Genomic DNA, 22,985 nt, shown 5'->3' on the forward strand with positions numbered 1-22,985 from the left:
ATTGAAGGAGAAACAGTCCCATGAAGCTGATTATCGTCAGTGGCCGATCCGGTTCCGGCAAGAGTACGGCCCTGCATGTGCTGGAAGACCTGGGATTCTACTGCATCGACAACCTGCCCATTGGCTTGCTGTTCCCGCTAACCCGGGAGGCGGCCACCCAGGAAGCACCGGGCCGGCTGAAGAAAATGGCCGTCAGTATTGATGCCCGGAACCTGTCTGCCGAGCTGGCCAATTTTGAAACCATCTACCAGCAACTGAAGCAGACCGGTGTCGAGGTTGAAATCATTTTCCTGGATGCCGACGAACAGTCACTGCTGCAACGCTTTCACGCAACCCGCCGCAAGCATCCACTGAGCGATGACAAGACTTCGCTGCGGGAGGCAATCACCAACGAAAAGCAATTGCTGGAACCCCTGTCAAAGCTGGCCGATCTTTACGTCAACACGACCGGGCTCTCCATGTACGAGCTACGCGACATGATCAAGCAGCGCGTGGCCGGCCGCAAGGATCAGGAACTGGCACTGCTGTTCCAGTCCTTTGGTTTCAAGCACGGCGTGCCGGTGGATTCAGACTACGTCTTCGACGTACGCTGCCTGCCCAATCCATACTGGGACACCAGCCTGCGCAAACACACCGGCGCTGATCAGCCGGTCATCGAATTTCTGGAACGGGAACCGCTGACCCGTCAGATGGTGGATGACGTCACTGGCTTCCTGAATACCTGGCTGCCCTCGTTTGCCGACAGCAATCGTAGTTACATGACCATTTCCATCGGTTGCACCGGTGGTCAGCACCGCTCCGTTTATGTGTGTGAGCAGCTCGGGCGCTATTTCCGCGATCATTACCGTAATGTGCAGGTGCGCCACACCGAACTGCCACACCTTCAAACCCGGGGAGAAATCTGAGCGCCTATGATTTGCCGCCCCATCACCATCATCAACAAACTCGGCCTGCATGCGCGGGCTACGGCAAAGCTTGTGGCCACCGCATCAGACTTTGACAGCAAGGTGCGAATCCGTGGCAAAGGCCGGGACGTAGACGCCAAGAACATCATGCAGGTGATGATGCTGGCCGCCAGCCAGGGTACCGAAGTGGAACTGGTTGCCGATGGTCCGGACGAACAGGATGCCATCGACGCGCTGGCTGCCCTGATCAACGATTATTTTGGTGAAGGAGAATAACCTCCGGTTTCGTCATTCACCTACAATCCTTTCTCACGTGTGCCACCTAACTCCGCTATAATGCAAAGGTTTTCTGATCGCAGGTGGTTCAATGACCGACATTCTGGAAAAAAGCCAGGCCCGCCAACGCCTTCGCTCACTCAGTGAAGCGCTGGACAGTGGTGCCCTCAAGCAGGTGGCCCGCATTCTGAATGGCGGTCTGAGCCCCAGCGATATTGCTCACCTTCTGGAATCTTCGCCACCACGCCAACGGGCTCTGCTGTGGAACCTGGTCGACAAGCAGCTGGAAGGGGAAGTCCTCCAGTACCTTGGCGACGATATTCGTAGCTACTTCCTGAGCCAGCTGAACGCGCAGGAGCTGGCGGACATTCTGGAAGATTTCGAGTCGGATGACCTGGCCGACTTGCTTCAGCAATTGCCGGACACGGTGATCCAGGAAGTCCTGGACACCATGGACGAGCAAGACCGTCAGCGGGTAGAGGAAGTCCTCGCTTACCCGGAGGACACTGCCGGCGGCCTGATGAACACCGACACCATCACGGTGCGGCCGGACATCAGCATCGACGTTGTGTTGCGCTATCTGCGCCGTCACCGCAGCCTGCCCCCGATGACCGACAGCCTGATTGTGGTCAGCCGTCGGGACGAGTTTATCGGCATGCTGCCCATTACCCGGATGCTGGTATCCAATCCCGCGGCTACCGTTCGGGAAGTGATGGACACAGACATTGAACCCATTCCCGTGTCCCTGTCCGATACCAAGGTCGCCACTCTGTTCGAACGCTACGACCTGATTTCTGCCCCTGTGGTGGATGAGACCAACAGGCTGCTGGGCCGGATCACAATCGATGACGTGGTCGACGTTATCCGTGAGGATGCCGACCACTCCCTGATGAGCATGGCCGGTCTGGATGAAGACGAGGACACCTTTGCCCCGGTGATGAAGACCACCCGCCGGCGCGCGGTCTGGCTGGGCATCAATCTGATTACCGCCTTTACCGCATCCGCGGTGATTGGTCTGTTCGAAGATACCATCGCCAAGGTCGTTGCCCTGGCTGTTTTGATGCCTATTGTGGCCAGCATGGGCGGTATTGCCGGTAGCCAGACCCTGACCCTGGTGATCCGGGGCATGGCCGTTGGCCAGATCAGCGGCGCCAACGTGGGCTGGCTGCTGAACCGTGAGTTTCTGTCCGGGGTACTGAACGGCCTGCTCTGGGCCGTGGTGGTTGCCACCGCCGCCGTGGTCTGGTTCCAGGACTGGCTGATTGGTGCCATCATCGCGGCGGCACTGGTGATTAACCTGGTGGCGGCGGCGCTGGTGGGCACCGTCTTGCCGCTGTTCCTGAAATCCCGGAACATCGACCCGGCCCTGGCCGGCAGTGTGATACTCACCACCGTAACCGACGTCGTCGGCTTCATGGCCTTCCTGGGACTGGCCACCATTTTCTATGCCTGAGCAACCTGTGACCTACCATGACTGACCAATTTGACGACGAATTCCAGGACGACCTTGGCCCCAGCAAATCGCAGCTGAAGCGCGAAATGCACGCGCTTCAGGATCTGGGCAAACGCATGCTGGACCTGAACGACGAACAGCTGGCCACCCTGAGCATCAGCGAGACCCTGAAAGCGGCGATCATTGAATCACGCCGGATTCCCCAGCGTGAGGCCCGCCGGCGACACTTGCAGTACATTGGTAAGGTGTTGCGCCAGGAGGACGACCCCGAAGCCATTGGCCGCGCCATCGACGCCTTCCACGCCGGCAGCGAAGAGCATACCCGCCGACACCATCTGGCCGAGCGCTGGCGCGACCGGATGATTTCCGAAGGCGACAAGGTGGTAGGAGAGTTTATTGATTACTGCCCAGTGGCCGACGTGCAGCACCTGCGCAATCTGGTCCGCAACGCCCGCAAGGAAGTCGAGAAAGGTAAGAATACCGGCCAGGCCCGGAAGCTGTTCCGGGCTCTTCGGGAATGGATCGACGACGCCGAGCAGTAATCAGAGCCGCCGGTGCTCCCACACGGGCATACGGCTTCGTAACTGATGCAGTTGCTCCAGGTCCAGATCGGCGCAAGCCATGCCTGGGCCTTCGTCGAACTCACTGACGACCTTACCCCAGGGATCGCAGATCAGGCTGTGGCCGTAGGTTCTTCGCCGGCCACTGTTCTGCCCCCCTTGCCCCGGCGCCACCACCCAGACCTGGTTTTCAATGGCGCGGGCGCGTATCAGGGCATGCCAATGGGCATTGCCCGTCTGCCAGGTAAAGGCGCTGGGCAGGCAGACCCATTCGGCGCCCTGCTCTCTCAAGGCCCGGAACAGTTCTGGAAAGCGAAGGTCGTAACAGATCGCCAAGCCCAGTCGTCCGGCCGGCGTATCCACCGTAATCGCCTGATCACCGGGCTCAAAGGTATCCGATTCCCGATACTGGCCGTGGGCGTCTTCAACCATGGCGTCAAACAGGTGAATCTTGTCGTAGCGGGCCACTTCTTCGCCATGATCGTTGTACACCAGACAGGTGGCGCGCACCCGATCTGTTATCTCTGAACCATCTCGCCGACTGGCCAACGGCAGGGAACCGCCGACAATCCAGAGCCCCAATGACCGGGCCTGCTCGGCCAGAAAGCGACGGATAACAGGCTCGCTACTCGCCTCCCGGCGGCCGCACTCCAGCATCTGGGCGGTGGCCAGAACGGCGAAGTTCTCGGGCAACACCGCCACCTTCGCCCCTGCGCCTGCCGCTTCAGCCAGCAGCTTGCGAGCCTCTTCAAGGTTGGCATCGATGTCATGGGTACTGACCATTTGTATTGCCGCGACCTGAACCATCATGGCCTCCTTACTCACCGGTATCGAACACGCCCCGCAGATCCACTTCCGGATCACTCCAGGTTCCTGTGACACTGTACGTCGCACTGGTCAGTTTGCTCAACGGGTCGCCCAGAATTTTATCGAGCACGAACAAGGCGCCGCCGATGGGGGCGCTCGCCCCCATCAGTATGGCAGCCAGGGGCAGATTCTGTGTCACGGGTAGTACCAGTACCAGGCGCATATCCAACGTTTCTTCGGCCATGTTGGTATTGCCACTGAGTTTGAACGCGCCGGACGGACCCACCAGTTGCAGTTCCGGATCCATGGTCACCAGGCCATTTATGATGTTGGCTTTACCGGAAATGGCGTCAAAGGCGACGCCCCGTTCGTACAGATCCGAGAAGTCCAGCCGCAACCTGCGCCAGAGCGTATCAGTGTTCAGCAGGTTGAAGATCCGGAACAATTGCGCCGAATTGCTCTGCTCCATGATCATGCCGTCGTCCAGGCGGGCACTGACCGTGCCGCTTATCTTGCTGAGAGCAATGTTGTTCGGGCTTCCCGGCCAATCCAGATCCAGTTCAACCGCCGTTTCTTCGTTGGTCATCGGAATGGTGCTGCCAGTCAGCGCTTCCAGATCCTTAAGGGCCCCGCCCTCCAGCTTACCAGTAAACCGGGTCGTTTCCCGGTCATCCACAATGCTCCAGGTCATATCGCCGGACAACACCAGGGATCCAAGCCGGCCTTCCACCTCCTGCACACGCAACCGATAGGGCTCAGGGCGCAGCTTGAAACGCCAGCTTCCCGCAGACTCGCCATCCAGCCGGAGGTCCGAGATTCTGGCATCAATGTCGGGCCAGTTCCCCATATCCAGTTCCCGGAACGCCTGCAGTTGTTCTTCAAGGGTAAGAAATTCGGTGTCTTGCTCCGCTGCACTGGCCTCGCGCATCAGGCGCAGGGTTTCAAAATCCGCCTCTACTGTCCCTGCTTTCTTGGGTAACACCACCCTGCCCCGGGCTCGATCCGAGTCGGTATGCACAACCCACCGGTCCTCCAGCTCAAGAGCATCAATGCTGATATTGGTCAGGTGGTGTGCCCCCAGATTCAGATACCCGAACACCACCTCAAAGCCCGTTTCTTTAAAACGGAGTTCCGCGTCCAGACGATCCTGCCACTGGGCCGAGATGGACACGCCCTCACCCTGGAACGGGTCAACCCGGACCGACAGGGGGGTCCGCTCGCGCGCGGTCTTTGCCAGTGGTTTGGGCCAATCCACCTGCAGACCTTCAAGGTCTGAAAACAGGGAAATCACCGGCTCGCTGGCACCGCCTAATTCCAGCTCTGCGGTGTAGACAAGCTCTCCGGAAAGCCCGCGCGCCGCATCGTTGGCCAGGCCAAAGGCCGCCAGGGAGCCTGGCAGCTTCAGACCACCTTGCTGGCGTATCAGCATGGCATCGCCGGCCTCCGCGGTGGAAAAAACGACACTGATCGGTTGATCGAAAAAACGGGCAGTGACCGGTGGCCCGGAAAATCCATCAACACTGTCATAAGTCAGGTCAGCCCGAATATTCTGCCAGTGAAGTCCCGCATCCGGTAATTGGAATCCGGCATTGTCGGTTTTTACCTGCGCCGTAACCCGGGTGTCCTGCCCTTGCGATAGCGGTAGCTCCAGCCCAAGGTCCAGCTCAAATTCCCCCTCATAACGGGCCCGGGTGTTACCGTATCCCAACAATTCCCCTAACGGAGTATTGGTCAGCCACCAGGGTATTCTCTCTGCCGGAACCGTCGACGCGGCATCTACGCGCACCAGCGTGCCAGTTTCCCCATCTCCGGGAAGGACCCGAACACTGGCGTTTTCCAGCTCCAACCCACCGATCTCGCCCCGAGCGAGCGCTACCCGGGTGTCGGCATTCTGGATCTCCACCCGCCCACTGGCCTGCTCCACGGCGGGCCAGCGCTGGTCGTATCGAATCCTGGCCTCTTCGAATTCATACCACATGGAGGAAACAAACGATCCAGACGGCGCGGCGGAATCGATACGGCCGTGGCCATAGTACTGCCCCCGGATACCGGCCTCCGGAATACTGTTGGTAAGCCATTCGTAAAGCCCTTCGCCCACAGCATTCGCCGGCACGAAATCCGCCAGCATACCGGCATTGCCGCCTTCTACGCCGACGTTCAAACCAAGGTTGTCTTCTCCGTATCGGTCCAACCGCAGATCAAAGGCGCCGGTTAACCGGGTATCTGTCTGATAGACAAACTCCAGATCATCGGAGAATACCCTGGTTATTCCGTCTGCCAGGGTCCAGGCGACGGTTCCGGATAAAGAGTCGAGTGTCCAGTCGGTGTTGAACAATTGCGGAAAGCCCAGCACCGCAGGTTCAGGCGTATCCAGGGTTACCCTGCCGCTGTCTGCAGTCATCTGGATAAAGCCATATAAACCCTCGGCGCGGGGAGCGCCAGACCAGGCCCGCACCCCGAACTCCCGCAATCTGGCACTTAACGAGAACCGGGAGCCCTGCTCTGGCAGAGTAAACAACATATCGTCCAGAAAACCCGCAGGCTGATAATGCTCCAGCGCCTCGCTGGCGGCATCCGGCAGCAGCTCCAGGGCCTGAACCAATCGCCGCAAAGGCTTGAGCGGCAGTGAGTCTGCCACCAGCTTAAGCTCATCCTGACCGTCTTCGATGCGAACACTGAACGGCAGAACCTGATCGCCGATCCAGTCCCAGCGAAGCTTCTGCAAACGTAGGGCCTCCCCCCGCCGCCAACCGAAGTGAGCGTGAATATCTTCAAGAGGCGCCAGCGATTCACGGTTAACACCTAACTGAAGATAGGGGGTGCGAACCTGGCCCTGAACCTGCTGCAGCTCGCCATCCTCAAAGCTTAGCCAGGCACTGCCCCCCAGATCGAAGCCTTCAACCCGTATGCCTCGCCAGTTCAGATCATCAATCAGGCCGTCGAACAGTCGACCGGAATCCACATCCAGGTAGAGTTGACCGGTAAACTCACCCCTGAAAAACCGCTGTCCTACCAGAGCAAAACTGGCCAGCTGTGTGGTTGTACCGCTCTGCATGGCCCGGCCTGCGGCCTGGAACAAGCCGCCCTGGTAGGACAGATCAAGCTGTGGAATATCCAGAAAACGCAGGTTCTGCCGGCTTGGGCCCAGCGCCAGGCTGACCCGTGTCACCCGGACTTCCGGATTCGACAACCAGCGGCCAGCCAGGCGAATCCACTCCTGGAGTTCCGGCGCACCCGGCTCGGCCAGCTCCGCAATCTCTTCGACCGGATTGATAAACGGATCCTCGGTAGGGCGCACCACCGTTAACGCCAGACCGTCAGCGTCAAAATTGCGGAACACCAGGCGGAAGCGGAACAGGGAGGCAAAAAAATCGAGCCGCAATTCCAGGTGCTCAAGTTCCGCGGCAATGCGGTCTGAATCCGGAGAATTGATGGTGATGTCTTTGGCGGTAATGGAAGGATCCAGCCAATACCATTGGGAGGATAAACGGCCAACAGACACATCCAGGCCTGTGGCTTCGGAGAGCGAAGCCGCCAGTTCATCAGAAAAGCTGTTGATATCAGAGGTGAGCTGGCGACCGACACCAACATAGAGTGCGAATAACACCAGCAGCGTCAGGATGGACCACCAGACCACACTGGCAAAGACCGCCAACCCGCGGGCAACCAGACCGCGCTCATCCTCGGCTGGTTGCGAACTGTCCGGCTCGCGGATCGACATAAGACTCAGCTCCCTGCAACGCCCTGCTGCTCAGGTGTCAGAGCAAAACAACGTCGTACTGTTCCTGGCTGTAGAAAGGCTCAACCTGGAAGCGAATGGTTTTACTGATAAAGGTTTCAAGGTCCGCAACGTTGTCTGACTCTTCATCCAGCAGGCGGTCCACCACCTTCTGGGACGCCATCACCAGGTAATTCTCGGCCTCATAGGCACGGTTAACGCGCAGGATTTCCCTGAAGATCTCGTAGCATACGGTTTCGGCGGTTTTCAGGAATCCCCGGCCATCACAGATCGGGCACGGCTCGCACAGAACCTGGCCCAGGCTTTCGGTGGTGCGTTTTCGGGTCATCTCCACAAGGCCCAGCTCGGAAACGCCGGTGATCTTGGTTTTGGCGTGATCCCGTTCCAGCATTTTCTCCAGCATCCTGTGCACCTGGCGCTGGTGTTCGGGATCTTCCATGTCGATAAAGTCGATGATGATGATCCCGCCCAGATTCCGCAGCCGAAGCTGACGACTGATCGCCCGGGCGGCTTCCAGGTTGGTTTTGAAGATGGTCTCTTCCAGATTGCGGTGGCCCACAAAGGCACCGGTGTTGATGTCGATGGTCGTCATCGCTTCGGTCTGATCGATGATCACATAGCCACCGGATTTGAGCTGCACCTTGCGGCTCAGGGCTTTCTGGATTTCATCTTCAACCGAATACAGGTCAAAGATAGGCCGCTCACCGGGGTAGTACTCCACCTTGTCGGCAAACTCAGTGACGAACTCTTTGACAAACTCCATTACCCGCTGATAGCTCTCGCGACTATCAATACGCACTTTCTCCGTTTGCGGTCGGATCAGATCCCGGATGGTGCGAATAAACAACGGCAAATCCTGATAGACCACTGAGGGTGCCGGCGCTTTGGCAATGCGCTCCTGGATCGACTGGCTTAGCCGGTGCAGGTAGGTCATATCAGCAATCAGATCTTCGGCCGAGGCAGCCTCCGCCGCGGTGCGGATGATATAGCCACCCTGCACATCATCATGTTCCGCTGCGCCTTCCTCAATCAGGGATTTCAGCCGCGCGCGCTCATTATCATCTTCAATGCGCTGGGAAATCCCGACATGGCAAACGCCTGGCATGAACACCAGATAACGGGAGGGAATGGAAAGCTGGGTGGTGAGTCGCGCACCCTTGGTACCAATCGGGTCCTTGGTTACCTGCACCACCAGGGACTGCCCCTCCCGCAACAGGGTACGGATATCGGGTACGGTCCTGGGGGCGTCTGACGGTTCGTCGCCAGATGTCTGGCCACTGACGACGTCGGACGCATGAATGAAAGCCGCCCGTTCCAGGCCGATGTCCACGAACGCGGCTTCCATGCCGGGCAGCACCCGAACGACCTTGCCCTTGTAGATGTTGCCGACAATCCCCTTGCGACTGGTGCGCTCGATATAGGCTTCCTGCAACATGCCGTTTTCAACGAGGGCGACCCGGGTTTCCACCGGAGTCACGTTGATCAGGATCTCTTCACTCATGCTTGGCTCTCCTTACTGCATGGCCAGTGGCGCCAGACAGGGTCGCCGGCATCTGCCAATAACTCTGCGGTTTCCTGCAGAGGCAAACCCACCACAGCGCTGTAGCTGCCCTTGAGTTCCCGAACAAAGATACCACCAAGTCCCTGAATTCCGTAGCTTCCCGCTTTGTCCATGGGTTCACCGGTGGCGACGTAGGCGACGATTTCGGCTTCTGAGAGCTCCCGAAAGCTGACATCGGTGACCACCACCAATGACCGACACTTCTGATCCTGGGCCAGAGCGATCGCGGTCATCACCTGATGGGTTCTTCCAGATAACCGGCGCAACATCTCACAAGCCTGCGTATCGGACTCCGGTTTCCCAAGAATCTCTCCGTCTATAACCACAGAGGTGTCAGACCCCAGTACCCAGGCACCCGGGGCCTCACCGGCAACACAAGAGGCTTTCTCCCGGGCCAGGCGCTCAACATAGTGCTGAGCCCCTTCACCCGGTTGCGGTGTCTCGTCTATCTCGGCAGGCGCCACCTGAAAGTCAGCACCGATCTGTCTCAGCAACTCAGCCCGGCGCGGTGATGCCGAGGCCAGAATGAGGCAGCTCATACAGTTATCCCAGTTTACGGTTGATTGTGTCCAGTACGCCACTGACCACAGGCCAGGCCAGAGCGCTCGTCAAGGCTGGCCACAAGTAGCTGAAACCGGCGCTTTCAGCACCCAGTAACTGTTTCACGAAATGCACCAGCATCTGGTTGATGCCCAATAACAGAAACACCATCAGGCACTGCTGAGGCAGCGGATACATCCGCAACCGCTGGTGAATAGTCAGCACCAGAAAGGCGATCAGGGCCATGCCCATGGCATTCACGCCCAGCGGGGTAGACTCGAGAATATCCAGTAACAACCCCAGGCACCAGGCCATCAAAATGCCAAACTGGGCCGGGGCGCGGAAGGTCCAGTAGAAGACAATCAGTCCGAGCCACTCCGGGCGAAACTGAAACCAGTCCACCGGAAACAGGGAGATACTCAGCACCAACGATAACACCACGGTGATGGCGAACAGCGGATAACTGATGACAGACAACATCAGTTTGCCTCCTCGTTATCCGGGGCCGTCTGCCCATTTTCGGGCACCGAGCGCTCTTCCGGCTGAAACACGATCAGCACCAGCCGGCTCTGGTTGAGGCGGGCTTTCGGCGCGGCCTGAATGGTCACAAAAGGCTCCCCCGGCTCTTTCTCGATCGAGCTGACCTCAGCCACCGGATAACCTCTGGGGAAGCGCCCGCCAAGGCCGGAGCTCACCAACATGTCGCCCTCGCGGATATCGGCAGTATCTGGTACGTGAACCAGATCCAGTTCATCGGTTTCGCCGTTGCCCAACAAAATCGAACGCAGACCGTTACGTACCACCTCAACAGGAACGGCGTGACTGCTGTCGGACACCAGGAGGACACGGGAGGTGAACTGGCTGGTCTGGATCACCTGGCCCATCAGGCCCTCTGCGTCCAGTACCGCCTGACCAGTCGTGACACCATCACTCTCGCCTTTGTTAATGATGATCTCGTGGGAGAACGGATCCGGGGAGACCCCCACCACTTCGCCCACAATGACCCGGTCATCCAGTACTTCGGAAGAATTCAGCAGCCGGCGCAGCTCGTTATTCTCCGACGCCAGAGCCGCGTACTTGAGAGCACGGCGTTCCAGAATCAGCAGTCGGGTTTTGAGCTCTTCGTTCTCCTGCTGCAGATCATCACGGCTGACAAACAGGCCGGAAAACCAGTCGGCAAAGGAATATGGGGCATTGCCAAGCCAGTACACCGGAGCCAGCCCGGTGGCAAGAGTGCTGCGGACGGTGGTGAGCTTGTCAAAACGGGCATCGGCAGCGATTAACGCTGCCGATAACAGAACGACGAGAAACAGCCGGAAACCGGGTACCGGTCCCTGGACAAATATGGTCTTAATGGCTTAGCCCTCCCACGGGGTTACCCCTCCTGGGAGAACATTCCGATGCCACCGCGATCAATCACTTCCAGGGCTTTACCGCCGCCACGGGCTACGCAGGTCAGCGGATCTTCCGCAATAATGACCGGCAGGCCGGTCTCTTCGCTGATGAGCTTGTCCAGGCCCCGCAGCAACGCTCCGCCACCGGTCAGCACAATGCCGCGCTCAGCGATGTCGGAGGCCAGCTCAGGCGGAGACTGTTCCAGGGCGCTCTTCACGGTCTGGACGATCTGGGCCAGGGATTCCTGAAGCGCGTCGAGAATTTCTTCGCTGTTCAGGGTGAAGGCCCGGGGCACACCTTCAGCCAGGTTGCGACCACGAACGTCGATTTCTCGCACTTCAAGGCCTTCATAGGCACAGCCGATTTCATGCTTGATACGCTCGGCTGTGGAATCGCCGATCAGGCTGCCGTAGTTGCGACGGACGTAAGTAACGATGGCTTCGTCGAACTTGTCGCCACCAACCCGGACGGATTCGGCATAGACGATGCCATTCAGGGAGATAATGGCGATCTCGGTGGTACCGCCACCGATGTCGACAATCATGGAGCCGCTGGCTTCTTCCACCGGCAGGCCGGCACCAATGGCGGCCGCCATGGGTTCTTCGATCAGGAACACCTCGCGGGCGCCTGCACCCAGGGCCGATTCGCGGATGGCCTTGCGCTCTACCTGGGTAGATTTGCTGGGCACACACACGAGTACGCGGGGGCTCGGGGTAATGAAACTGTTTTCGTGCACTTTGTGAATAAAGTGCTGGAGCATTTTTTCGGTCACGACGAAGTCGGCGATCACACCATCTTTCATGGGACGGATGGCGGTAATATTGCCCGGGGTGCGGCCCAACATGCGTTTGGCTTCGGACCCGACGGCAGCGACCATTTTCTGGGAGTTATTGGTACGGATGGCCACGACAGAGGGTTCGTTAAGTACAATGCCGCGTTCGCGCACGTAGATAAGGGTGTTGGCGGTGCCCAGGTCGATGGACAGGTCGCTTGAGAATAAGCCTCGGAGTCTTTTGATTAACATTCGTGTTGTTTCAACCTGAGAGTTGCGGTTGCAGAAAAGAATGCGGCAACTTTAGCAGTGAGCACCTACTCAGGCAAGGCGCCATCGGGGCTTCGGGGCTTACCATTCTCACATTTTATGGCTTTAGACGGGGCCAATGTTGCGCGCGGTTCTGGTAATATGTCGGGCTTTGTTGTCGCCAGGGTTCCGCGCGCAGTTAACCGTGGAGCATGGCTGCTTGTGAGGATGGCTTTCCAAAACACGCTCCTTCGGCACATCCCTGTGTCGCTTGAGCTCCGCCATCCATGGCTTCGCACAGTTTTGGAAAGCCATCCTCACAAGCATCCCCATACGTTATTCCTGGCTTCTAACCTGACATTAAATTGTTTTCACACACGCTTTTTGGAGGCAACGTGAGCATTTCCCGCGAGGACATCGAGAAAGTTGCCGTGCTCGCCCGCATCAAAGTGGACGGCGAGCAGGTTTCGGCTCTGGAGAAGGATCTGGGCAATATCCTGGACCTGGTGGATCAGTTGAGTGCCGCGGATACCGATTCGGTGGAGCCCATGGCCCATCCGCTGGATGCGGTGCAGAAGCTGCGGCCGGATGTGGTTACCGAAACCAATCAGCGGGAGGCGTTCCAGGCGATTGCGCCGGCTACCGAGGATGGGTTGTATCTGGTGCCCAGGGTTATCGAGTGATTTGGTCGTCCATCAGAGATTTCGGGATTTATCATGCATAACAAGTCTGTAGCAGAGCTTTCCAGAGAGCTGGAGAGTGGCAGGATTTCGAGTGTGGAGCTGACTCAGCAGTTCCTGGACCGTCTGAAAACGGAAGACGGCAAGTACAACAGTTTTATTACCATCTCAGACGAGCAGGCGCTGGCTGAGGCGAAGGCCGCTGATGAGATGCGCGCAGCCGGTAAGGCCACGGTGTGGACCGGGGTGCCCTTTGCTCACAAGGATATCTTCTGCACCAGCGGCATTCGCACCAGTTGCGGGTCGAAAATGCTGGATAATTTTGTGCCTCCCTACGACGCGACCGTGACGGCTAACTTCAAGGCGGCTGGCGCGGTGTGCCTTGGCAAGACCAACATGGACGAGTTCGCCATGGGCTCGTCTAACGAGTCCAGTTTTTATGGCGCCGTGACCAACCCCTGGGGCCTGTCCGGTGGTGACAAGCGGGTACCAGGTGGTTCATCCGGTGGTTCTGCGGCTGCGGTAGCGGCACGACTGGTGCCGGCGGCGACGGGCACGGATACCGGTGGCTCAATCCGTCAGCCGGCGGCATTGTGCGGCATCACCGGTTTGAAGCCGACCTATGGCCGGGTATCCCGGTACGGGATGATTGCCTTTGCCTCTTCCCTGGATCAGGGCGGGCCGATGGCGCGCACGGCAGAAGATGCCGCGCTGATGTTGAATGTGATGGCGGGGCACGATCCGAAGGACTCCACCTGCATTGACCGGGAAGTACCGGATTACACGGCCACCCTGAACGAGCCGCTGAAGGGCCTGAAGATTGGCCTGCCGAAGGAATACTTCAGTGACCAGCTGGCTCCGGCTATGGAAGAGCAGGTTCGTAACGCGATTCGCGAGTATGAAAAGCTGGGCGCGACGGTAAAAGAGGTGTCGCTGCCCAACGCCAAGCTGGCCATCGCAGCGTATTACGTGATCGCTCCGGCGGAGGCGTCCGCCAACCTGTCCAGGTTTGACGGTGTTCGTTACGGCTACCGCTGCGACGATCCGAAAGACCTGATGGATATGTACACCCGCACCCGGGCGGAAAGTTTCGGCAACGAGGTTAAGCGCCGGATTCTGGTGGGAACCTACGCCCTGTCCGCTGGTTACTTCGATGCCTATTACCTGAAGGCCCAGAAGGTGCGCCGCCTGATCCAGCAGGATTTCATCAATGCGTTCAAGGAAGTGGACGTGCTGATGAGCCCTGTGTCACCAACGCCTGCGTTCAGGCAGGGCGAGAAGAACACCGATCCCGTATCCATGTACCTGGAAGACGTGTTCACCATCGCCATTAACCTGGCGGGCATTCCGGCCATGTCGGTGCCGGCCGGGTTTGTCGACGGCTTGCCGGTGGGACTGCAGATCATCGGGGATTACTTCTCCGAAGCGCGCTTGTTGAACGCCGCCCATCAGTTCCAGCAGGTGACCGACTGGCACCAGCGTGAACCTCAATAAGCCCGGATTAGGAGACGAACACATGCAGTGGGATATCGTGATCGGGCTGGAAATTCACGTTCAGCTCGCCACCCAGACCAAGATTTTCTCCGGCTCCAGCACCGCCTACGGTGCCGAGCCCAACACCCAGGCCAACGCGGTTGACCTGGCGATGCCCGGCACCCTGCCGGTACCCAACGAACAGGCGTTCCGCTACGCGGTGATGTTCGGCCTGGCCACCAACGCAGAAATCGGCCGTCGCTCGGTGTTCGAGCGCAAGAACTACTTCTACCCGGACCTGCCCAAGGGCTACCAGACCACCCAGCTGGCCCAGCCCATTGTCGGCCCCGGCTACGTGGACATCGACCTGGCTGATGGCAGCACCAAGCGCGTGCGCATTCACCACGCGCATCTGGAAGAAGACGCCGGTAAATCCCTGCACGAGGATTACCACGGCATGACCGGCATCGACCTGAACCGCGCCGGCACACCGCTGATCGAGGTGGTGACCGAGCCGGATATGACCAGCGCCGAAGAAGCTGTGGCCTTTGCCAAGAAGCTGCACAGCATCGTCACCTCGCTGGGTATCTGCGATGGCGATATGTCCCAGGGCTCCATGCGCTTTGACGTGAACATCTCCCTGAAACCGAAAGGCTCCGACACCCTGGGTACCCGAACCGAAACCAAGAACCTGAACTCGTTCCGGTTCATGGAACAGGCCATCGCCCACGAGGTGGAGCGGCAGATGGATATCCTGGAAGACGGCGGCGTGATTGTGCAGGAAACCCGCCTGTACAACGGTGACCGGGACGAGTCCCGCTCGATGCGCACCAAGGAAGAAGCCAACGACTATCGCTACTTCCCCTGCCCGGACCTGCTGCCGGTGGAAATCGACGATGCCTTCATCGAAGACGCCCGCAGCCGCCTGCCGGAACTGCCGGACGCTCGCAGGGCGCGCTTCAAGGAGCAATACGGCCTGAACGACTATGACGCAGGCATCCTGTCTGCCGACGCCAAACTGGCTGCATTCTTTGAAGAAACCGTGGAACACGGCAAAGATGCCAAGCTGGCCGCCAACTGGATTCAGGGCGAGTTCTCCGCGCGCCTGAATGCGGAGGAGAAGTCCGTCGCCGAGGCGCCGATTACCGGCGCACAACTGGGCGCCATGGTGACCCGCATCGCCGATAACACACTGTCCTCCGCCGGCGCCAAGAAGGTATTCGAAGCCCTGTGGACGGGCGAGAACGACGATGTAGACGCCATCATCGAGGCCAAGGGCCTGAAGCAGGTGTCTGACACCGGCGCTCTGGAATCCATGGTTGACGAGGTTCTGGCAGGTATGCCGGATCAGGTGGCTCAGTATCAAGGCGAGGAAGATCCCAAGAAGCGCAAGAAAATGCTCGGCGGTTTCATGGGGCCACTGATGAAGGCCTCCAAGGGCCAGGGCAACCCCAAGCTGTTCAACGAGATTCTTGTTCGCAAGCTTGGCGGTTAGCATTGGCGTGGGCCGTCTTGTTTCGGCCCTAGCCTTCGGATTGTGGGGAGGGCGGCTTTGTTCGCAGCCTGCCCAGTATGCGGGAGGGCCTTGGCGGGAGGCTCCTCCCAAAAACCGCTCCTTACGGCACATCCCTGTGGCGCTTCTGCTCCGCCATCCATGGCTCCGCAAATTTTTGGGAGGAGCCTCCCGCCAAGGCTTTCCTGACTCTGCACAATAGTCCGCCCACTGCACCCTGCAGGAATATCAACGCAGTCTCAGTTACAAACTGAATGCATACGTGAAGCCCCAGTGCGCTCTCCGTTCAACAGACTATTACTACGATGTCCGGATGGCAGTGTTTGGGGCCCCTTCCCAAAAATTTCGGAGGCCATGGATGGCCGGAGAGAAGCGCACACGGATGTGCTTGTAGCGGTTTTTGGGAAGGGGCCCCAAACACAGCCCACCACCATAGAAAGCAGGCTAGGGCCGAAACTAAGACCCCATGCGCCGAAACAATCTCTCAAACTGGGCGATGTTTTGCTGGATGTAGTCAATAAAGGCCTGCATGGCCGGCGTCGGGTGCCGGCCCTGAGGATAGACCACGCACCAGCTGCGGCGCAGGGGGAAGCCGGTTATGTTGAGGGCATGAAGCGAGCCCAGCGCCAGCTCTGAAACGACACTGAGCTTCGGCACCACCGCCACTCCGAGCCCCGCCAATACCGCGTGTTTTACCGCATCGTTCGAACCCAGTTCCATGGTGGATTCCATTTTCAAACGGTGCTGCTGACAATAAACCTCCAGCGCCAGCCGACTGCCGGAACCGGGCTCACGGGTCAGAAGCTGGTTATCCAGAAATTCCTCGGCACTGACAGAACACTGATCCAGCAATGGATGTCCATCAGTAACAATCGGAATCAACTCGTTATCCAGAAAGGGAAACGAGGTCAGCGGCCGGTCTGGAGGCACCATGCCCATAATGACCAGATCGCCACTATTATCGTTCAGCCGTTCCAGGGCCGCCGCCCGGTTGACGACAGCCACAGAGACGTTCACCTGCGGGTTAATCTGCAGAAACGACCGCAACAGGTAGGGCACCACATATTGCGCGGTGTTGACCGCCACCAGCTTGAGATCACCGGCCACCCGCCCTTCCAGCGCCGCCAGCCGGTTCTGCATGTCCGTCAGCTCGCGAAATACCGCGCCCACGCACGCGGCCATCTCCTCGCCGGCGGCGGTGCAATACAGCTTCCGGCCCACGTATTCGAACATGGGCATGCCCACGGCCTGCTCCAGATGACGCATCTGGCTGGATACGGCGGGCTGGGTCAGTCCAAGCAGGTCACCGGCCTTGCTGTAGCTTTTCAGATCGTAAACGGCCTTGAACACCTGCAGCTGCCGAAATGTAAGGCGGCTAGCCAGTTTCTGGACACTTAATGGCACAACTTCTCCCGCCTCACCTATTCATAAGTCATTACTTATATATAACCCAAATAATATCAATTTTAACTCATCAGTTGCCATCGTTAGGCTTTTAACACCTTCATTCGGGACGACGAAACGAGGAATCGCCCATGTTGAAGAAAGTACTGATCGCCAACCGAGGCGAAATTGCGGTGCGTATCGTGCGGGCCTGCGCCGAGGCCGGGATCCGGTCTGTGGCGATCTACACCGAGCCCGATCGCTACGGCTTGCACGTCAAGCGCGCTGATGAAGCCTACTCCCTGGGCGAGGATCCGATTGCCGGCTACCTGGATCCCGCCCGCATCGTCAATCTCGCCCTAGAGGTGGGCTGCGATGCCATCCATCCTGGTTATGGCTTCCTGTCGGAGAACGCCCGCTTCGCTCAGCTGTGCGAAGAAAAGGGTCTGACCTTTATTGGCCCGAAATCCGACGTTATTCACAAGATGGGTGACAAGACCCAGGCCCGCGACAGCATGCGGGCGGCCGGCGTGCCCATTACTCCCGGCTCCGAGGGCAATCTGGCCGATCTGGATGAGGCCCTGAAGCTGGCTAATGAGATTGGCTATCCGGTGATGCTGAAGGCCACCTCCGGCGGTGGCGGCCGGGGGATTCGCCGTTGCGATACACCGGAGGAGCTTAGAACCCAGTACCCACGGGTGATTTCGGAGGCCACCAAGGCTTTCGGCTCGGCCGAGGTGTTCATGGAAAAATGCATCGTCAATCCGCGCCATATCGAGGTGCAGATTCTAGCGGATAGCCGGGGCAACGCCATTCACTTGTATGAGCGCGATTGTTCCATTCAGCGTCGTAACCAGAAACTGATTGAGATCGCCCCCAGCCCGCAACTGACACCGGAACAGCGCCAGTACATCGGCAGCCTCGCCGTCAAGGCCGCAAAAGCAGTGGGCTACGAGAATGCCGGCACGGTGGAGTTTCTACTCTCGGGCAACGAGGTGTACTTCATGGAGATGAACACCCGGGTGCAGGTGGAGCACACCATCACCGAAGCCATTACCGGGGTGGATATTGTCCGGGAACAGTTGCGGGTCGCCGCGGGGGAATCCCTCAGCTACCGGCAGGAGGATATTTCGTACCGGGGCTATGCGCTGCAGTTCCGCATCAACGCCGAAGATCCCAAAAACGACTTCTTGCCCAGTTTCGGGCGCATTACCCACTACTACGCCCCCGGTGGCCCAGGTGTTCGAGTGGACACCGCCATCTACACGGGCTACGAGATTCCGCCCTACTACGACTCCATGTGCCTGAAACTGGTGGTCTGGGCACTGACCTGGGATGAAGTTATCGCGCGCGGCAAGCGGGCTCTGGATGACATGCGCCTGCATGGCATCACCACAACCGCCAACTATTACCAGCAAATACTGGATCATCCGGATTTCCAGGCTGGCGTGTTTGACACCAGTTTCGTGCCCAGCCATCCGGAGCTGTTGAACTATTCCACCAAACGCCACCCCAGCGAAATTGCGCTGGCCATCGCAGCCACGATCGCGGCCCACGCCGGCTGGTAATCCACAGGAGGATTGAATATGAGCAACGCCAAAAAAATTGAAGTTACCGATCTTATCCTTCGTGATGCCCACCAGTCCCTGATTGCGACCCGCATGCGCACCGAAGACATGCTGCCGATCTGTGACAAGTTGGACCAGGTGGGTTACTGGTCCCTGGAGGTCTGGGGCGGCGCCACTTTCGACGCCTGCGTGCGCTTTCTGAAAGAGGACCCCTGGGAACGCCTGCGCCAGTTGCGCAAGGCGCTGCCCAACACCCGCCTGCAAATGCTGCTGCGGGGGCAGAACCTGCTGGGTTACCGTCACTACGCTGACGATGTGGTGGAAGCGTTCGTGCAAAAAGCCGCCGACAACGGCATTGATGTGTTCCGCATCTTTGATGCCCTGAACGATCTGCGCAATCTGGAAACCGCCATGAAAGCGGTGAAGAAGGCGGGCAAGCACGCTCAGGGTACCATTTGCTATACCACCAGCCCGGTGCATACACCCGAGCTTTTCGTGAAGCAGGCCCAGGAACTCAAGGCCATGGGCGCCGACTCCATTGCCATCAAGGACATGGCCGGGCTGCTAACTCCTTACGCCACCTACGAGTTGACCAAAGCCATTAAATCGTCCGTGGATCTGCCTCTGGTCATCCATAGCCACGCCACCGCCGGCCTGGCCGCCATGTGCCAACTGAAAGCGGTGGAAGCCGGCGCAGACCGTATCGACACCGCCATTTCCGCCTTTGCCAACGGCACCAGCCATCCTGCAACAGAATCCCAGGTGGCCGCCCTGAAGGGCACGGACTATGACACCGGGCTGGATCTGGAGCTGTTAAGCGAGATTGCCGACTACTTCCGGGAAGTGCGCAAGAAGTACCACCAGTTTGAAAGCGAATTTACCCGCGAGGACATTTCGGTACAGATCAATCAGGTGCCGGGCGGCATGATGTCCAACCTGGCCAACCAGCTCAAAGAGCAGAACGCCCTGGACCGCATACGCGAGGTCTTCGACGAGATTCCCCGTGTGCGCAAGGATCTGGGCTACCCGCCACTGGTCACCCCCACCTCCCAGATTGTGGGGACCCAGGCGGTCTATAACGTGCTGGCTGGTCAACGCTACAAGACCATCACCAACGAAGTGAAACGCTACCTTCAGGGAGGTTACGGCCAGCCACCTGCCGAGGTGAACGCCGAAATCCAGAAAAAGGCTATCGGCAACGAAACCGTCAATGACGGTCGCCCCGCCGACCTGCTTAGCCCGGAACTGAACAAGCTGCGAGAAGACATTGGCAGCCTGGCCACCAGCGAGGAAGACGTGCTGACTTACGCCATGTTTCCGGATCTTGGCCGGGAATATCTGCAACAACGGCAGGATGGCACACTGAAGCCCGAAGAGTTGCTACCGGCCGAGCACAAGGGCCGGGACCGCCTGGGCACCGCCATCGCCACCGAGTTCCGCATTGACGTACACGGCGAAAGCTACGAAGTGGCCGTTACCGGTGTTGGCGGCTCAGGACCGGGCAAGCGCAAGCTCTACCTGTCTCTGGACGGCATGCCCCAGGAAGTGGTGTTTGAATCCCTGAACGAATACGAAGCCGGCGCCGGCAGCGGTCGGAAACAGGCCACCGATCCCGGCCACGTCACCACGACCATGCCGGGCAATGTGGTGGACGTGCTGGTTAAGGAAGGTGACACCGTAAAAGCTGGCCAGGCGGTGCTGATTACCGAGGCCATGAAAATGGAAACCGAGGTACATACAAGTGTTGATGGCACGGTAAAAGGTGTGTATGTCGCCAAAGGCGATCGGGTCACGCCAGGCGAAGTGCTGATCGAAATCGCCTGACCCCAAACGCAAGCGGGGCAACCGATTGGCTGCCCCGCTTCGCCGACGCATTGATCAGGTCAAACCAGAACCGCCCAGAGATCATGCTCGTCGGCATGCTCAACCACGGCCTGAACGATCTGACCGGGAACCAGGTCGGTTTCGTCGTTCAGGTAGACCATCCCGTCAATCTCAGGCGCGTCGGCTTTTGATCTGCCAATCGCACCTTCCTCGTCCACTTCATCAATCAGCACATCAATGGTCTTGCCAATCTTTGCCTTAAGGCGGGCAGCCGAGATTTCTGCCTGTTTGGCCATAAAGCGAGCCAGGCGATCTTCCTTCACCTCCTCGGGGACCGCACCTTCGAGCTCGTTCGCCGGCGCCCCTTCCACCGCGCTGTAAGTGAAGGCACCCACTCGATCCAGCTGAGCCTCGTCCAGCCAGTCCAGCAGGTACTGGAAATCTTCCTCGGTTTCCCCCGGGAAACCCACGATGAAGGTGGAACGAATAGTCAGTTCCGGGCAGATTTCCCGCCACTTCCTGATGCGCTCCAGGGTCTTGCTGTCATGGGCCGGGCGCTTCATGGCTTTGAGTACTCCAGGACTGGCGTGCTGGAACGGGATGTCCAGGTACGGCAGGATCTTGCCTTCGGCCATCAGCGGAATGATGTCGTCCACATGGGGATAGGGATAGACATAGTGCAACCGAACCCACACGCCCATCTCACCCAGCGCTTCACACAACGCCTGCATTTTGGTCTTTACCGGGCGCCCCTGCCAGAAACCGGTGCGGTATTTGATGTCGACGCCGTAGGCGGAGGTGTCCTGGGAAATCACCAGAATCTCTTTCACCCCCGCATCCACCAACCGTTTGGCCTCGTCCATCACGTCGCCAATCGGGCGACTGACAAGGTCACCCCGCATTGAGGGAATGATGCAGAAGGTGCAACGGTGGTTACAGCCTTCCGAGATTTTCAGGTAGGCATAGTGGCGGGGCGTCAGCTTGACGCCCTGGGGCGGCACCAGGTCCACAAACGGGTCATGCTCTTTCCTGGGCGGCACATACTGGTGGACGGCGCCGACCACTTCTTCGTAGGCATGAGGACCGGACACTGCGAGCACGCCCGGATGGGTTTCACGGATCCGGTCGGCCTCAACCCCCATGCAACCGGTGACGATGACCTTGCCATTCTCACTGATTGCCTCACCAATGGCGTCCAGGGATTCCTGCTTGGCGGCATCTATAAAACCACAGGTGTTCACCACCACAATATCGGCGTCGTCGTAGGTGGGCACCACATCGTAGCCGTCCAGGCGCAACTGGGTCAGGATACGTTCAGAATCTACCAGCGCCTTCGGGCAACCAAGGCTGATAAAGCCTACTTTTCCGCTCTGGGGCGCGTTTTGCGTTTTCTCGGTCATAAAAGCCTGCAGGATGTCCGGAGCCATGCTCCCGATGAGTGTAGCGGGCAATTTTACCTCACGACCGGAAGAACTGCAGCAGTAGCACCACCTACTCCGCCACCACAAATCCGCTGACGCAGATCAACTTACCGACTAAAACTGTGACACCGTGTTCAGAATTTTGTAGTAAAAGTGCCACAATTACCGACAGGATTCTTGCTGTTCACTTTTTAAACAGCTAAACTTTCAATCGTTTATGCGTTTTTCTGGAAGGCGTTTATGGGAAAGGCAACTTCTTTTCAAACCACACATGCCAGAAGAGTGAACATGAAACCTCTTGCCGCCAAACCCAATCTGCGAAACCAGCAGCGGGTGGACGTTTCAACCGACATTACCATCGAAAAGCCGGATGGCTGCTGCCTTACCTGCCAGGTATCCAACCTGTCCCGCTCAGGCGTGATGCTCTCCTGTGATCAGGACACCGTCAAACAGCTGGTTCCGGGCCTGAAAACACCGGCCCCCGGCCACTGGATCGAAGTCAAAACCCGTTTTTCGGTGCCCGTCATTGCAAACCAGCCGGTCACGGTGCTTGCCGATGGGAACATCGTACACATGCGTCGCATTGCCCGAGACGAGTTCCAGATTGGTATCCAGTTCTGTGAATTCGAAGGTAACGGCTTTGACTATGTCGATCGTTACGTTGCCAAATTGCTTTCGGACGCACGTAATCCCTCCAGCGAAGCTCACTGAAGGAAGCCAGTGGCGACGTCGCTGGCGTTTACACCCGCCTCCAGACACCGGCGAAGGCTATATTATTAGAACCTGAAATTCTTACAGCACTCCTTCTTATACCCTAAGCTGCTCTGATATAGTTGTTCATCTAAATAACAGCCATTACTTCGCCC

General features: G+C 58.5%; 19 protein-coding genes. 10 read left to right on the forward strand and 9 right to left on the reverse strand.

The window, feature by feature from the left end:
- The first annotated feature begins 20 nt into the window (after positions 1-20).
- From rapZ to yjgA, 4 genes are all read left to right on the forward strand, one after another.
- On the forward strand, positions 21-905 hold the full coding sequence (gene rapZ / locus Q675_RS29425; protein WP_023011335.1) for an RNase adapter RapZ: 885 nt from the start codon (positions 21-23) through the stop codon (positions 903-905).
- A 6-nt stretch (positions 906-911) separates the two neighbouring features.
- Positions 912-1,181 carry an HPr family phosphocarrier protein gene (locus tag Q675_RS29430; protein WP_011786164.1) on the forward strand — a complete coding sequence of 90 codons (270 nt, stop codon included), beginning with the start codon at positions 912-914 and terminating at the stop codon, positions 1,179-1,181.
- Between the two features lie 91 nt (positions 1,182-1,272).
- Positions 1,273-2,634: a magnesium transporter gene (gene mgtE / locus Q675_RS29435; protein ID WP_023011336.1), complete on the forward strand. Its 1,362-nt coding sequence runs from the start codon at positions 1,273-1,275 to the stop codon at positions 2,632-2,634.
- Between the two features lie 17 nt (positions 2,635-2,651).
- Positions 2,652-3,176, forward strand: coding sequence for a ribosome biogenesis factor YjgA (yjgA, locus tag Q675_RS29440; RefSeq protein WP_023011337.1), 525 nt, complete (start codon positions 2,652-2,654; stop codon positions 3,174-3,176).
- Here the strand turns inward: yjgA and Q675_RS29445 are convergent, their stop codons facing one another.
- Genes Q675_RS29445 through Q675_RS29475 form a run of 7 tightly spaced genes read right to left on the reverse strand, consistent with a single transcriptional unit; the run spans position 3,177 to position 12,260 of the window.
- Positions 3,177-4,001, reverse strand: a complete 825-nt coding sequence (locus Q675_RS29445) for a carbon-nitrogen hydrolase family protein (RefSeq protein WP_023011338.1) — start codon at positions 3,999-4,001, stop codon at positions 3,177-3,179. It lies immediately after the preceding gene.
- 10 nt (positions 4,002-4,011) lie between these two features.
- Positions 4,012-7,722 carry a YhdP family protein gene (locus Q675_RS29450; RefSeq protein ID WP_023011339.1) on the reverse strand — a complete coding sequence of 1,237 codons (3,711 nt, stop codon included), beginning with the start codon at positions 7,720-7,722 and terminating at the stop codon, positions 4,012-4,014.
- 37 nt (positions 7,723-7,759) lie between these two features.
- Positions 7,760-9,241 (reverse strand): ribonuclease G, encoded by a 1,482-nt coding sequence (gene rng / locus Q675_RS29455; RefSeq protein WP_011786169.1) that lies wholly within the window; start codon positions 9,239-9,241, stop codon positions 7,760-7,762.
- Positions 9,238-9,840 carry a Maf family protein gene (locus Q675_RS29460; RefSeq protein WP_023011340.1) on the reverse strand — a complete coding sequence of 201 codons (603 nt, stop codon included), beginning with the start codon at positions 9,838-9,840 and terminating at the stop codon, positions 9,238-9,240. Before Q675_RS29460 ends, rng begins: the two co-directional genes overlap by 4 nt.
- Before the next feature lie 4 nt (positions 9,841-9,844).
- The gene (gene mreD / locus Q675_RS29465; protein WP_011786171.1) at positions 9,845-10,321 is read right to left on the reverse strand and encodes a rod shape-determining protein MreD; all 477 of its coding nucleotides are present in this window, start codon (positions 10,319-10,321) and stop codon (positions 9,845-9,847) included.
- Positions 10,321-11,187 carry a rod shape-determining protein MreC gene (gene mreC / locus Q675_RS29470; protein ID WP_081698865.1) on the reverse strand — a complete coding sequence of 289 codons (867 nt, stop codon included), beginning with the start codon at positions 11,185-11,187 and terminating at the stop codon, positions 10,321-10,323. Before mreC ends, mreD begins: the two co-directional genes overlap by 1 nt.
- Before the next feature lie 29 nt (positions 11,188-11,216).
- Positions 11,217-12,260 carry a rod shape-determining protein gene (locus Q675_RS29475; RefSeq protein WP_011786173.1) on the reverse strand — a complete coding sequence of 348 codons (1,044 nt, stop codon included), beginning with the start codon at positions 12,258-12,260 and terminating at the stop codon, positions 11,217-11,219.
- A 392-nt stretch (positions 12,261-12,652) separates the two neighbouring features.
- On the opposite strand from Q675_RS29475, the gene gatC reads away from it, so the two are divergent.
- The 3 genes from gatC to gatB are packed head-to-tail and all read left to right on the forward strand — an operon-like array spanning position 12,653 to position 15,905.
- On the forward strand, positions 12,653-12,940 hold the full coding sequence (gene gatC, locus Q675_RS29485) for an Asp-tRNA(Asn)/Glu-tRNA(Gln) amidotransferase subunit GatC (protein WP_014422114.1): 288 nt from the start codon (positions 12,653-12,655) through the stop codon (positions 12,938-12,940).
- 33 nt (positions 12,941-12,973) lie between these two features.
- Complete coding sequence (gene gatA, locus Q675_RS29490) at positions 12,974-14,431, forward strand: Asp-tRNA(Asn)/Glu-tRNA(Gln) amidotransferase subunit GatA (RefSeq protein ID WP_031211393.1); 1,458 nt, start codon at positions 12,974-12,976, stop codon at positions 14,429-14,431.
- A 22-nt stretch (positions 14,432-14,453) separates the two neighbouring features.
- A complete protein-coding gene (gatB, locus tag Q675_RS29495) occupies positions 14,454-15,905 on the forward strand; it encodes an Asp-tRNA(Asn)/Glu-tRNA(Gln) amidotransferase subunit GatB (protein WP_023011344.1) in 1,452 nt (483 codons plus the stop codon).
- Positions 15,906-16,379: 474 nt separating this feature from the next.
- Here gatB and Q675_RS29500 read toward each other — a convergent pair whose 3' ends face one another.
- The gene (locus tag Q675_RS29500; RefSeq protein ID WP_023011345.1) at positions 16,380-17,327 is read right to left on the reverse strand and encodes a LysR family transcriptional regulator; all 948 of its coding nucleotides are present in this window, start codon (positions 17,325-17,327) and stop codon (positions 16,380-16,382) included.
- Between the two features lie 131 nt (positions 17,328-17,458).
- On the opposite strand from Q675_RS29500, the gene Q675_RS29505 reads away from it, so the two are divergent.
- Positions 17,459-18,874: an acetyl-CoA carboxylase biotin carboxylase subunit gene (locus tag Q675_RS29505; RefSeq protein WP_014422118.1), complete on the forward strand. Its 1,416-nt coding sequence runs from the start codon at positions 17,459-17,461 to the stop codon at positions 18,872-18,874.
- Positions 18,875-18,892: 18 nt separating this feature from the next.
- Positions 18,893-20,698, forward strand: a complete 1,806-nt coding sequence (gene oadA, locus Q675_RS29510) for a sodium-extruding oxaloacetate decarboxylase subunit alpha (protein ID WP_023011346.1) — start codon at positions 18,893-18,895, stop codon at positions 20,696-20,698.
- Positions 20,699-20,757: 59 nt separating this feature from the next.
- Here the strand turns inward: oadA and rimO are convergent, their stop codons facing one another.
- Positions 20,758-22,098, reverse strand: coding sequence for a 30S ribosomal protein S12 methylthiotransferase RimO (rimO, locus tag Q675_RS29515; RefSeq protein ID WP_031211395.1), 1,341 nt, complete (start codon positions 22,096-22,098; stop codon positions 20,758-20,760).
- A 309-nt stretch (positions 22,099-22,407) separates the two neighbouring features.
- Between rimO and Q675_RS29520 the strand changes: the two genes are divergently transcribed.
- Positions 22,408-22,830, forward strand: a complete 423-nt coding sequence (locus Q675_RS29520) for a PilZ domain-containing protein (protein WP_014422121.1) — start codon at positions 22,408-22,410, stop codon at positions 22,828-22,830.
- Positions 22,831-22,985: the final 155 nt, after the last annotated feature.

The organism is Marinobacter sp. EN3, from assembly GCF_000475315.1.
Classification (GTDB): domain Bacteria; phylum Pseudomonadota; class Gammaproteobacteria; order Pseudomonadales; family Oleiphilaceae; genus Marinobacter; species Marinobacter nauticus.

Excerpts from the sequence above, each read along its gene's own strand:
- rapZ (WP_023011335.1), top strand. The coding sequence starts at position 21 with ATGAAGCTGATTATCGTCAGTGGCCGATCCGGTTCCGGCAAGAGTACG.
- Q675_RS29430 (WP_011786164.1), top strand. The coding sequence starts at position 912 with ATGATTTGCCGCCCCATCACCATCATCAACAAACTCGGCCTGCATGCG.
- mgtE (WP_023011336.1), top strand. The coding sequence starts at position 1,273 with ATGACCGACATTCTGGAAAAAAGCCAGGCCCGCCAACGCCTTCGCTCA.
- yjgA (WP_023011337.1), top strand. The coding sequence starts at position 2,652 with ATGACTGACCAATTTGACGACGAATTCCAGGACGACCTTGGCCCCAGC.
- Q675_RS29445 (WP_023011338.1), bottom strand. The coding sequence starts at position 4,001 with ATGGTTCAGGTCGCGGCAATACAAATGGTCAGTACCCATGACATCGAT.
- Q675_RS29450 (WP_023011339.1), bottom strand. The coding sequence starts at position 7,722 with ATGTCGATCCGCGAGCCGGACAGTTCGCAACCAGCCGAGGATGAGCGC.
- rng (WP_011786169.1), bottom strand. The coding sequence starts at position 9,241 with ATGAGTGAAGAGATCCTGATCAACGTGACTCCGGTGGAAACCCGGGTC.
- Q675_RS29460 (WP_023011340.1), bottom strand. The coding sequence starts at position 9,840 with ATGAGCTGCCTCATTCTGGCCTCGGCATCACCGCGCCGGGCTGAGTTG.
- mreD (WP_011786171.1), bottom strand. The coding sequence starts at position 10,321 with ATGTTGTCTGTCATCAGTTATCCGCTGTTCGCCATCACCGTGGTGTTA.
- Q675_RS29475 (WP_011786173.1), bottom strand. The coding sequence starts at position 12,260 with ATGTTAATCAAAAGACTCCGAGGCTTATTCTCAAGCGACCTGTCCATC.
- gatA (WP_031211393.1), top strand. The coding sequence starts at position 12,974 with ATGCATAACAAGTCTGTAGCAGAGCTTTCCAGAGAGCTGGAGAGTGGC.
- gatB (WP_023011344.1), top strand. The coding sequence starts at position 14,454 with ATGCAGTGGGATATCGTGATCGGGCTGGAAATTCACGTTCAGCTCGCC.
- Q675_RS29505 (WP_014422118.1), top strand. The coding sequence starts at position 17,459 with ATGTTGAAGAAAGTACTGATCGCCAACCGAGGCGAAATTGCGGTGCGT.
- oadA (WP_023011346.1), top strand. The coding sequence starts at position 18,893 with ATGAGCAACGCCAAAAAAATTGAAGTTACCGATCTTATCCTTCGTGAT.
- rimO (WP_031211395.1), bottom strand. The coding sequence starts at position 22,098 with ATGACCGAGAAAACGCAAAACGCGCCCCAGAGCGGAAAAGTAGGCTTT.
- Q675_RS29520 (WP_014422121.1), top strand. The coding sequence starts at position 22,408 with ATGAAACCTCTTGCCGCCAAACCCAATCTGCGAAACCAGCAGCGGGTG.